Source organism: Ramlibacter sp. GS1-15 (assembly GCF_057785015.1).
This window is the reverse complement of sequence record NZ_JBYNTU010000001.1, coordinates 2,498,697-2,510,167: the sequence shown is the minus strand read 5'-3', so window position 1 is coordinate 2,510,167 and position 11,471 is coordinate 2,498,697. Positions and strand designations below refer to the sequence as shown.

Below are 11,471 nucleotides of genomic sequence, written 5' to 3'. Positions count from 1 at the left end.
CACGCTAGCGCAGCAGGCCCAGTTGGCGCGCCTCGAAGAGCGCCTCGGCCTTGTTGTGCACGTCCAGCTTGCCGTAGATGTTCCGCACGTGGCTCTGGACGGTGGTCAGGACGATGCCCATGCGCTCGGCCACCTCGCCGTAGGTGAAGCCGCGCGCAATCAATGCCAGCACCTCCGATTCGCGCGGTGACAGCCAATCGTTCCCGGCGGGCGCTGCGGCGGGCGGCGCGTCGGGACGGGCCTGCCAGCGCACGAGCAGCTGGCGCGCGATGGTCGGCGACATCGGGGAACCCCCGGCATGGAGACTCAGGATGTGCATGGCCAGGTCGGCTTCGGTGCCATCCTTGAGCAGGTAGCCGCTGGCGCCGGCTTCGAAGGCGCTGAGCATGTGGGCCTCGTCGCCGAAGATCGTGAGCACCATCGTGGCACAGGCCGGCTGCAGCTGGCGGCAGCGGCGGATCACGTCGAGGCCCGGGCAATCCGGCAGGCCCAGGTCCACGAGAAGGACGTCGACCGGGTTGACGGCGAACCATGCGAGCAGTTCAGCGGCCGTCGAAGCCCCGAAGAGGAAACGCAGGCTGGGTTCCGCGCCGATCACGCGTTCGAAGGTTTCGCGCATCGCAGGGTCGTCTTCGACCAGGGCGACGCGGACGGGGACTTGGCTTGACATCAAGGGGCGAACGGGCGATTTGCAGCGCCGATGTTCGCACGGGCGCGGCCCCGGCATCCATAGGCACCCACCCCATGAACAGGGGATGTGCGCCCACGCCGGCGCCGATAGCGCTCACCAGCCCTTGTCGTCGAGCGCCTGCTTCACGCGCTGCGCGACGAGCACCGAGCCTTCGTTGCGCATGTGGATCTCGTCGTAGCGGAAGGAGGAAGGCAGCACGTCGCTCTGGTAGTCCGCCACGTCCTGCGGGTTGTTCGGGTCGTAGTGGGCGATCAGCCAGGCGCGCACATCGACGTAGTTGCCCGGGTACCGCGCCGCGAGGTCCGCATTGAGCTGCAGGATGGTGGCGTAGCCCTCGGTGCCCTTGACCTCGTCGGGCTTGGCCTGGTTCAGGACCGAGAGCACGAGGAAGTGCGTGTTGCCGGGCGCGAGGTGAGCGATCGATGCGGCGATGTCCGCCTTGATCGTCGCGGGATCGCGGTCGTTGTTGTGGCCGTACCAGAAGACGCTGATCCAGTTCGTCATCGACGTGTCCGCAAGCTGCTGCGCGGCGATGACGGTGGAGGTCTGGCCGGGGAAGCCGCCGTCGAACACCACGCGGTTCGGCACCAGGACCTGCAGGTTGAGCGCGACCGGCGGCGTCAGGGAGTCGCCCCAAAACGCGATATTGGGCGACAGGGCTGCCGAGGGAGCGGCAGCGGCCGGGGCGGGGGGCGGTGCAGGCGCCGGCGCCGGCGCGCTCCCGGCTTGGGAGGAGTCCACGACCGAGCCGCCCGATCCACCGCCGCCGCCGCAGGCGCCGAGCAACGCCGCCACGCCGATGCACATCGCGCTTCGCCGATCCATGGCCTGCCTCTTCGAGCTAAAGACCCGGCCATTCTCGAAAGCGCGGCACGCCCGGGTGTGTAAGCAAACCGAATCAAACATCACGGCCGCAACAAAAAGCCCCGCAGTGCGGGGCTCATCGATGAGGCAGCGCGTAAAGCTCAGCCGCCTTCGCTCTCGTGGCGCTTGTTGGCCGGCCGGTACTGCGTGCCGCGGTCCTCGAAGACACCGGCGTTCTCGGCGCGGCGCTCCATCGCTTCGCTCGCGCGCGCCATCTTCGGCTTGTCCTCCTGCGCCCGCGCGTACCACTTGCGCAGGATCTCGCCGGCGGTCTCGCGGCCACCCAGGCCGAACGCCAGGCCGGCCCCGAGCGCGAGCGCACCGACGAACGCCATGAAGAGCGTGTTGACCAGCGTGGTCGCGATGCCGATCTGGTTCACCGCCACGACGATGGCGAAGGCCCACACCAGCGCCGAGGCCAGCTTCGCCAGCGTGTTCGGGTTGGAGATGCCCGCTTCGGCCGCGGAGCCGCGCACGAGGTTGGACAGCGCCCGCGCGGCCAGCCCGCCGATCACCAGCACGACCACCGCGACGACCACGTTCGGCAGCCACATCAGCAGCGAGCGCAGCACGTCGGACACCGCAGGCAGGCCCAGCGCGTCGAACGCCACGACCAGGGCGATCAGGCGCACGAACCATTTCACGACGAGGCCGATCATTCCGGAGGCGTCGACACCCGCGTTCATCTTCTCGACGAAATCCGCAAGGCCGGAGCGTTCGGCGAGGCTGTTGAAGTGCACCGTACGCAACAGCGCCGCCACTGCGCGCTCGATGAGCGACGCGATGAACCAGCCGATGATCAGGATCAGCGCGAAGCCGATGATCTTGGGGATCGCGGAAAGGAACAGGGCCAGCGCCGCGGTGAGCGACGTCATCATCGCCGAGCCCCAGTCGGAAATGTTGGAAGACACGTTGTTCATGGTCAGCTCCGAGGAATGCCACGCCCACTCTCGGACTGCGGCCGGGGCGCTCGGGTCGGACCAGTGCTGCGCCGGATGTAGGAGCGCGCTCGACGCGCGTGACTCAGGCTCGGGCGTTGCCCGCCTCAGCGGGCGGGCTGCGGCGGCTTGCGGTGCCGGGTCGCCTGCTCGTAGGCGTAGGCGATGCGGATCAGCTTGCCCTCCGACCAGGCCGTGCCGACCAGCGACAGCCCGACGGGCAGGCCCCGCACGAAACCCATCGGCACCGTGATGCTCGGGTAGCCCGCCACGGCCGCGGGCGACGAACTCGCGCCCTGGAACGAGTCGCCGTTGACGTGGTCCGTCAGCCACGGGGGCGAACCCGTCGGGGCGATGATCGCGTCGAGCTTGTGCTGGCTCATCGGGCCGTCGATGCCTTCGCGCGCGAGCCGCCGCGCTTTCTCCGCGGCCTTGAGGTAGGCCTCGTCGGTGAGCGGACCCTTGGCCTGCGCCTTCTCGAACAGTTCCTGGCCGAAGATCGGCATTTCGCGCGCGGCGTTCTTCTCGTTGAAGGCGATCACGTCGGCGAGCGAGTGCACCGCGACGCCGGGACGCGTGGCGAGGTACGCGTTCAGGTCCGCTTTCAGTTCGTGCAGCAGGACCTCGAGCTCGTCCTCGTCGTAGTCGCCCAGCGAACCGAAGTCGGCCGGATCGACGATCTCGGCGCCGAGTTGCTTCAGTTGCGCGATCGCCTGCTCGAACAGGCGGTCCGCATGCGGGCTGTAGCCGGTGACCTTCTTGCGCGCGATGCCGATGCGCACGCCCTTCAGGTCGCCGCCAACGAGGAACTTGCGGTAGTCGCCTTCGATGTGGCCCTGGGCCGCTTGCGTCGCCGGGTCCTGCGGGTCGATGCCCGCCATGGCCGTGAGCAGCGCCGCGGCATCCGAGACGCTGCGCGCCATGGGGCCGGCCGTATCCTGCGAGTGCGAGATCGGGATGATGCCGCTGCGGCTCACGAGTCCCACGGTGGGCTTGATGCCCACCAGCGCCGCCATGCCGCTCGGGCAGACGATCGATCCGTCCGTTTCGGTGCCGACCCCGACGGCCGCGTAGCTCGCCGCGATCGCCGTGCCCGTCCCCGAGCTCGATCCGCAGGGATTGCGTTCGGCTGCGTACGCGTTCGTGGTCTGCCCGCCGACGGCGCTCCAGCCGCTCGACGACTTGTTCGACCGGATGTTGGCCCACTCGGACAGGTTGGTCTTGCCCAGGATCACCGCGCCCGCCTCGCGCAACCGTGCGATCACGGAGGCGTCCTTCGGAGCCGGTGCACCTGCCAACGCGAGCGAGCCGGCCGTGGTCGGCATCTTGTCGCCCGTATCGATGTTGTCCTTCACGAGCACCGGGATTCCGTGCAGCGGCCCACGGACATGGCCCGTCTTGCGTTCGCGATCGAGCGCCCGCGCAATGGCGATCGCGTCCGGGTTGGTTTGCAGCACCGCGCGGGTCGCGCGATCGAAGCGCGCGATGCGCGCGAGGTAGGCGCGCGTGACCGATTCCGAGGTGGCACGGCCCGCGGCCATGTCCTGCTGCAGCTGCTCGATCGACGATTCGACGATGCGGGGCTGCGCGAAGGCCGGCATCGCTGCCAGCAGCGCGGCACATGCCAACAGGCGGAGGCGGGCGATCATGGCGCGACTATAGCGGCAGCGGTCCGGGAATACCCCGAAACCTATAATCAAAGGTTCAGCCGGAATGCCCATGCCCACTCCCAAATTCACCGTCGCCGAGATCCGCCAGAGCTTCCTCGACTTCTTCGCACAGCGTGGCCACACCGTCGTGGCTTCGAGCCCGCTCGTGCCCGGCAACGACCCGACGCTGATGTTCACCAACTCGGGCATGGTGCAGTTCAAGGACGTGTTCCTCGGCACCGACAAGCGCCCCTACGTGCGCGCGGCGTCGGTACAGGCCTGCCTGCGTGCCGGCGGCAAGCACAATGACCTCGAGAACGTCGGTTACACCGCCCGCCACCACACCTTCTTCGAGATGCTGGGGAACTGGAGCTTCGGCGACTACTTCAAGCGCGATTCGCTGAAATGGGGCTGGGAGCTGCTCACGAAGGTGTACGGCCTGCCGCCCGACAAGCTGTGGGCCACGGTCTACATCGACGACGACGAGGCCTACGACATCTGGACGAAGGAGATCGGCCTGCCGCCCGAGCGCGTCGTGCGCATCGGCGACAACAAGGGGGCGAAGTACGCCTCCGACAACTTCTGGATGATGGCCGACACGGGGCCCTGCGGCCCGTGCTCGGAAATCTTCTACGACCACGGGCCCGGGATTCCGGGCGGCCCGCCCGGCAGCCCGGACGAGGACGGCGACCGCTACATCGAGATCTGGAACCACGTGTTCATGCAGTTCGACATGCAGCCGGACGGCTCGGTGCGTCCGCTGCCCGCGCCTTGCGTCGATACCGGCATGGGCCTGGAGCGCCTGGCCGCGATCCTGCAGCACGTGCACAGCAACTACGAAATCGACCTGTTCGAGAAGCTGATCGCGGCTGCGGCGCGCGAGACGCACACGAAGGACCTGTCGAATCCCTCGCTGCGCGTGATCGCCGACCACATCCGTGCCTGCTCGTTCCTGGTCGCGGACGGCGTGATCCCGTCCAATGAAGGCCGCGGCTACGTGCAGCGCCGCATCATCCGCCGCGCCATCCGCCACGGCTACAAGCTGGGACAGAAGACGCCGTTCTTCCACAGGATCGTGCCGGACCTCGTCGCCCTGATGGGCGACGCCTACCCGAATCTCGCGCGCGACAGGCAGCGCATCATGGACGTGCTCAAGGCCGAGGAGGAGCGCTTCTACGAAACGCTGGCGAACGGCATGGAGATCCTCGATGCGGCGCTGGCGGGCGGGCAGAAGGTCCTGCCGGGCGACGTCGCGTTCAAGTTGCACGACACCTACGGCTTCCCGCTGGACCTGACCAACGACGTGTGCCGCGAGCGGGGCGTCGCTGTCGACGAGGCGGGCTTCAACGTGGCGATGGACAAGCAGCGCGCCCAGGCGCGGGCGACGGCGAAGTTCAGGATGGACCGCGCGCTCGAATACGCGGGCGATGCCAACCGCTTCGTCGGCTACGAGAAGCTCCAGGAACAGGCCAAGGTCGTCGCCATCTACGTCGAAGGCGCGCAGGCGAGGGAAATTGCCGCGGGCCAGGACGGCATCGTGGTGCTCGATACCACCCCGTTCTACGCCGAAAGCGGCGGCCAGGTCGGCGATGCGGGCGTGATCGAGTTCGGCGCCGCGCGCTTCGCCGTCGAGGACACGCAGAAGATCAAGGCCGACGTGTACGGCCACCACGGCACGCTCGAGACCGGCATCCTGAAGGTCGGAGACGCGGTGGTCGCGAAGGTGGACACGCAGCGCCGCGCGGCGACGATGCGCAACCATTCCGTCACGCACCTGATGCACAAGGCGCTGCGCGAAGTGCTGGGTGCGCACGTGCAGCAGAAGGGTTCGCTGGTCGATGCCGACAAGACGCGCTTCGACTTCACCCACAACGCGCCGGTGACGGAAGCGCAGGTTCGCGAGATCGAGGCGCGCGTCAACGCTGAAATCCTCGTCAACGCCCCGACGCAGGCGCGCGTGATGGACATCGAGTCCGCCAAGGCCACCGGCGCCGTGATGCTGTTCGGCGAGAAATACGGCGAGACGGTGCGCGTGCTGGACATCGGCACCAGCCGCGAGCTGTGCGGCGGCACGCACGTCGCGCGCACGGGCGACATCGGCTTCTTCAAGATCGTGGGCGAAAGCGGCGTGGCCGCCGGCGTGCGTCGCGTGGAAGCGGTGACGGGTGCCAACGCGCTCACCTACGTGCAGGGGCTCGAAACCACGGTGCAGGCGGCGGCCAGCACGCTCAAGGCGGCGCCGACCGAGCTGCAGTCGCGCGTGACGCAGGTGCTTGAGCAGGTGCGCACGCTGGAAAAGGAAGTCGCGCAGCTCAAGGGCAAGCTGGCGTCGTCCAGGGGTGACGACCTCGTCGCGCAGGCGGTGGACGTCAAGGGCGTCAAGGTGCTCGCGGCGCGGCTCGACGGCGCCGACGCGAAGACCTTGCGCGACACCATGGACAAATTGAAGGACAAGCTCAAGTCGGCCGCCATCGTGCTCGCGGCGGTGGACGGCAGCAAGGTCCAGCTCGCCGCCGGCGTCACCGCCGACAGCATGGGCAAGGTCAAGGCCGGCGAGCTGGTGAACTTCGTCGCCCAGCAGGTCGGCGGCAAGGGCGGCGGCAAGCCCGACATGGCCATGGCCGGCGGTACCGACGCGAGCAAGTTGCCGGGTGCCCTGCAATCGGTGCAGGGCTGGGTCGCCGAGCGGGTCTGACGCCTAGCGGACGATCTTCCCGTCCGGCGTGATCGTCACCAGGTCGATCGCGCGGACGGAATCGCGCACGCCGGCGCGCAGGTTGATGCGGAAGCCGCCGATGTCGTAATCGGTCATCGAGGCCATCGTCCGCTGCAGGGCCGCCTTGTCGAACTTCGTGCCCACGCCGGCGCGCCTGACGGCCTCGGCCAGCGTCTTCGCGGCGATGAAGCCTTCCAGGCTCTCGTACGACGGCGTCTGGTCCGAGTTGTCGATCGCCTGCAGGTATTCCTTGACGATCGGCGTCGCCGAGCTCTTCGGCGAGGGCACCACCTGCGAGACGACCACGCCGCCGATCTCCTTGCCCAGCGCGGTGAAGAGCGGGTCGATCCCCACCACCGAGAAGTTCAGGAACGAGCCCGCATAGCCCGCCTTGCGCGTCTTGCGGATGAAGGCGGCCGTCGAATTGAACAGCGACACCTGGATGATGGCCTGCGGGTTGCCTTTCATGATCGTCGCGACGGCCGCATCGACCTTGTCGCTGTTGACCGGCACGAAAGCCGAAGCCACCAGTCCCGGGAGCTTCTCGTCGGCGATCGCCTGCTGCACGGCGGCGAGGCCTTCGCGCCCCATGGCGTCGTCCTCGGCCAGCACGGCGATGCGCGTCTGCCCCAGCGTCGCGCAGTGGCGCACCATCTTGATGGCTTCGTCCGCGAGGCTCGGGCGCACGTGGAACACGTTCGCGCGCCTGGCGTCACGCAGCGTGTCCGAGGCGGCGAAGGGCGCGAAGAAGATCGCGCCTTCCTTCGCGGCGACGTCCGCGCCGGCGACGCTGCTGGCCGTGCCGACGAATCCGAACAGCACGTCGGCGCCGTCGGCAAGCAGCTTCTGCGCGTTCGCGGCCGCCTTGGCGGGCGAATAGCCGTCATCGAGCTGGCGCAGCTCGAACTGGTAGGGCGCGTTCTTGCGCGAATTGAAGTTGTCGACGTACAGCCTCGCGCCGGCCGCGAACGCCAGCCCGATCTCGCTGGCGGCGCCCGTCAGCGGCACCGACTGCCCGAGCACGATCTTGCGGGCGCCCGCCTTCTGGCCCCACGCGCTGGCAGCGAAGGCGGTAACGAACGAAGCGCCCAGCACGGTTCTTCGATTGAGGGACATGTGAGCTCCTTCCCGAACCCCAAAGGCCCGATTGGACAATAGTTCAGCTGCTACAGCGCGGCAAATGCGCCATGCAATTTGTTCATGGCGTGCACTTGTGCACGCTATGGCTCATGCAGGGTTCATGCCCGCGGGGTGCGCGTGCGAAACACCATGTCCCACACGCCGTGACCCAGTTTCAGGCCGCGGTTCTCGAATTTGGTGAGCGGGCGGTAGAACGGCTTCGCCGCGAAGCCTTCGGCCGTGTTCTCCAGCGAGGGCTCGGCGGCGAGCACTTCGAGCATCTGCTGCGCGTAAGGCTCCCAGTCGGTCGCGCAATGGATGTAGGCGCCGGGCGCGAGGCGCGTCACGAGCTTCGCCACGAAGGGCGGCTGGACCAGGCGCCGCTTGTTGTGCCGCTTCTTGTGCCACGGGTCGGGGAAGAAGATGTGCACGCCGGCCAGGCAGTGGGGCGCCAGCATGTGGTCAATGACTTCCACCGCGTCATGCTGAACGATGCGGATGTTGGACAGCTGCTGCTCGCCGATGCGTTTGAGCAGCGCGCCGACGCCGGGCGCGTGCACTTCGCAGCAGAGAAAGTTGTCCTGCGGCATGACTTGCGCGATGTGCGCCGTGGCTTCACCCATGCCGAAGCCGATCTCGAGGATGGTCGGTGCCTCGCGGCCGAAGGCGGCAGCGAGGTCCAGCGGCTTCGGCTGATAGGGCAGGATGAACCGGCCGCCCAGCTCCTGAAGGGCGCGGGCCTGGCCGGTGGTCACGCGTCCGGCTCGTTTGACGAAGCTGCGGATGCCGCGCGGATGTTCGATGCGCTCGGGATGGTCAGTCACCGGCCCGATTGTAGGTAGCGCGCCATTGCGCCATCCATGTGGCGAGGGCGGATCGCAGGTCGCCGGACTGCGGGGCGAGCCCCAGTGTCCGTACGGCGACGTTGAGGGCCTCCAGCGGACGCGACGTGTCCACCGGCTGCGCCCCGTTCTGCTTCGACAGCTTTTCGCCGTTCGCGCCGAGCACCAGGGGCGTGTGCAGGTAGCGCGGTGTCGGCACGCCGAGCGCCTTCTGCAACTGGACCTGGCGCGCCGTGTTGTCCGCGAGGTCTTCGCCGCGGACGACGTCGGTCACGCCTTGCTGCGCGTCGTCGACGACCACGGCCAGTTGGTAAGCCCAGAGGCCGTCGGCGCGCTTCAGCACGAAATCGCCCACTTCATGGTCCACGTCCTGCGATTGAGCGCCGAGCCGGCGATCGACCCAATGAGTGATGCCGGGCTCGACGCGAAAGCGCCATGAGCGCGGCGCGCGGCCTTGCAGCCCCTGGCGGCAGGTCCCGGGGTATGCCAGTTCGCCGTGGCGCTCCTGTCGCCGGCCGAGCGCGGCCAGCGCCTGTTCGATGTCCTTGCGCGAGCAGGCGCACGGGTAGGCGCGTTGCGCACCGACGAGCGCATCGAGCGCGCGCTGGTAGATCGCCCCGCGCGTCGATTGCCATACCGGGTCGTCGTCCGGCACGAGCGCGCAGTCCTGCAACTGCTTGAGGATCGTCCCGGCCGCGCCCGGCACACAGCGCGGCGTGTCGACGTCCTCGATGCGCACCAGCCAGCGTCCGGCGTGGGCGCGCGCGTCGAGCCAGCTCGCGAGCGCGGCGACGAGCGAGCCCGCGTGCAGCGGGCCGGTAGGCGAGGGCGCGAAGCGCCCGATGTACCGCGCCGGCACGCGTTCACCCCCCCGAAGCCGGCATGTAATGGCGCTCGAGCAGGGCGCGCCGGGTCGCCGGGCTTTCCAGCTGGTCCAGCCACCACTTGACGGCCCGCCCCGGGGTGGCGCTGGTCCGCCACGCGTAGCTCAGGCGCGTGATGCGCGTGCGGCGCTGCACTTCCTTGACGACCAGCGCGCCGCGCTCGACGTAGGGCCGCGCCATCGGCTCGGGCACGAAGCCGCCGCCCAGGCCACGCAATTGCGCGTCGAGCTTGGCGCGCATGGTGCCCACCGTGAACACGTCCTGCCCGGCCAGCAGGCCATAGGTCGCGGGCATGCCTTGCTTGACCGAATCGGCCACGGCGATGGCGCGGTGCTTCAGGATCATGTCGTCGCTGATCGGCTCCTTGGCCTGGGCGAGCGGATGGTGAGGTGCGACCGCATAGACGAACAGCACCTCGCCGAGCGGCTGGCTGTGGATGCCCACCGTGGTGCCGGGTTCCATCACGATGCCGATCGCGAGGTCCGCCTGGCCGGACGTGAGCGCCTCCAGCGTCCCCGTCAGCACCTCCTCGCGCAGGCGCAGGCGCGTGGTCGGCGTGAGCTCGAAGAAGGCCTGCGCCAGTTCCATCATCGTGAGCCCGGAGATCGCCGTGTCGACCGAGATGGTGAGCTCGGTCTCCCAGCCGGTGGCCACGCGCTTGACGCGATTGGCCACGGCGTCGATCTCCTGCAGCAGGCGCGCGCCCTCGCGCAGCAGTTCGGCACCGGCGTCGGTCACGCGCGCCTGGCGCGAGCTGCGGTCGAACAGCAGCACATCCAGCGCATCCTCGAGCTGGCGCACCCGGTAGGTGACGGCGCTGGGCACCAGGCCGAGCTCGCGTGCCGCGGCCGCGAAACTGCCGCTCTGCGCGACGGCCTGCAGCAGCGACAGGGCATCGGGCGTCAGGACTTCGCGGGGCGTGGCCATGGGGTAGGACGGGGTTGTTTTCAGTTTTTTTGAATGATGCCATCAAAGCCGGGAAGTCTTCCGACAGGCCTTCGGGATCAAGATCACCGCCATCGAAACGATAGGCGAAAGGACGCGAACCATGCTTCAACTGCGCAAGTCACGCGACCGCGGCTATGCCGACCACGGCTGGCTGAAGTCGTTCCACAGCTTCTCTTTCGCGGACTACTACGATCCCAAGCACATGGGCTGGGGCAACCTGCGCGTCATCAACGAAGACCGGATCGCCCCGGGCATGGGCTTTGGCGCCCACAGCCATCGCGACATGGAGATCATCAGCTACGTCCTCGAAGGCAACCTGGCGCACAAGGACAGCATGGGCAACGTCAAGGGCATCCCGCCCGGCGACGTGCAGCGCATGAGCGCCGGCACGGGGGTGACCCACAGCGAGTTCAACCACGCGCCCAACGAAACCACGCACTTCCTGCAGATCTGGATCGAGCCGAACACGCGCGGCATCCCGCCCAGCTACGAACAGAAGACCTTCGACGCGGGCGAAAAGCGCGGACGGCTGCGCCTGGTCGCTTCGCCGGACGCCGCGGACGGGTCGGTGCTGGTCCACGCCGATGCGCGCATCTACGCCGGGCTCTTCGATGGCGAGGAGAGTGCTACGCTTGAGCTCGATGCCAGGCGCAGGGCCTACGTGCACCTCGTGCGAGGCGAGCTGGAAGTGAACGGGAGCAAGCTGGCCGGCGGCGACGCGGCCCTGCTCGAGAAGGAATCGCGTGTCACGCTGTCGGCGGGACGCGATGCAGAAGTGCTGGTCTTCGACCTCGCGGGCCAGTGAAATCACCAACCACCA

Annotated in this window: 10 protein-coding genes; 2 read left to right on the top strand and 8 right to left on the bottom strand. The window is 68.3% G+C overall.

What is annotated here, in order from left to right; translation table 11 throughout:
* Positions 1 to 4: 4 nt before the first annotated feature.
* The 4 genes from AC3EF3_RS12565 to AC3EF3_RS12550 all read right to left on the bottom strand — a co-directional run bounded on the left by AC3EF3_RS12565 (position 5) and on the right by AC3EF3_RS12550 (position 4,142).
* Positions 5 to 670, bottom strand: a complete 666-nt coding sequence (locus AC3EF3_RS12565) for a response regulator (protein ID WP_488532489.1) — start codon at positions 668 to 670, stop codon at positions 5 to 7.
* A gap of 114 nt (positions 671 to 784) precedes the next feature.
* Positions 785 to 1,516: an SGNH/GDSL hydrolase family protein gene (locus tag AC3EF3_RS12560; RefSeq protein WP_488532488.1), complete on the bottom strand. Its 732-nt coding sequence runs from the start codon at positions 1,514 to 1,516 to the stop codon at positions 785 to 787.
* 140 nt (positions 1,517 to 1,656) lie between these two features.
* Positions 1,657 to 2,475 (bottom strand): mechanosensitive ion channel family protein, encoded by an 819-nt coding sequence (locus tag AC3EF3_RS12555; RefSeq protein WP_488532487.1) that lies wholly within the window; start codon positions 2,473 to 2,475, stop codon positions 1,657 to 1,659.
* A 125-nt stretch (positions 2,476 to 2,600) separates the two neighbouring features.
* Positions 2,601 to 4,142 (bottom strand): amidase, encoded by a 1,542-nt coding sequence (locus AC3EF3_RS12550; RefSeq protein WP_488532486.1) that lies wholly within the window; start codon positions 4,140 to 4,142, stop codon positions 2,601 to 2,603.
* A gap of 70 nt (positions 4,143 to 4,212) precedes the next feature.
* Here AC3EF3_RS12550 and alaS point away from each other — a divergent pair, with 70 nt between their 5' ends.
* A complete protein-coding gene (gene alaS / locus AC3EF3_RS12545) occupies positions 4,213 to 6,837 on the top strand; it encodes an alanine--tRNA ligase (protein WP_488532485.1) in 2,625 nt (874 codons plus the stop codon).
* A 3-nt stretch (positions 6,838 to 6,840) separates the two neighbouring features.
* On the opposite strand, the gene AC3EF3_RS12540 is transcribed toward alaS, so the two are convergent.
* The 4 genes from AC3EF3_RS12540 to AC3EF3_RS12525 all read right to left on the bottom strand — a co-directional run bounded on the left by AC3EF3_RS12540 (position 6,841) and on the right by AC3EF3_RS12525 (position 10,630).
* A complete protein-coding gene (locus AC3EF3_RS12540) occupies positions 6,841 to 7,974 on the bottom strand; it encodes an ABC transporter substrate-binding protein (RefSeq protein WP_488532484.1) in 1,134 nt (377 codons plus the stop codon).
* A 122-nt stretch (positions 7,975 to 8,096) separates the two neighbouring features.
* Positions 8,097 to 8,810, bottom strand: coding sequence for a tRNA (guanosine(46)-N7)-methyltransferase TrmB (gene trmB, locus AC3EF3_RS12535; protein WP_488533784.1), 714 nt, complete (start codon positions 8,808 to 8,810; stop codon positions 8,097 to 8,099).
* A complete protein-coding gene (gene gluQRS, locus AC3EF3_RS12530) occupies positions 8,794 to 9,678 on the bottom strand; it encodes a tRNA glutamyl-Q(34) synthetase GluQRS (protein WP_488532483.1) in 885 nt (294 codons plus the stop codon). Before gluQRS ends, trmB begins: the two co-directional genes overlap by 17 nt.
* A 4-nt stretch (positions 9,679 to 9,682) precedes the next feature.
* A complete protein-coding gene (locus AC3EF3_RS12525) occupies positions 9,683 to 10,630 on the bottom strand; it encodes a LysR family transcriptional regulator (RefSeq protein ID WP_488532482.1) in 948 nt (315 codons plus the stop codon).
* Between the two features lie 121 nt (positions 10,631 to 10,751).
* Here AC3EF3_RS12525 and AC3EF3_RS12520 point away from each other — a divergent pair, with 121 nt between their 5' ends.
* Positions 10,752 to 11,456: a pirin family protein gene (locus tag AC3EF3_RS12520; protein ID WP_488532481.1), complete on the top strand. Its 705-nt coding sequence runs from the start codon at positions 10,752 to 10,754 to the stop codon at positions 11,454 to 11,456.
* Positions 11,457 to 11,471 lie beyond the last annotated feature (15 nt).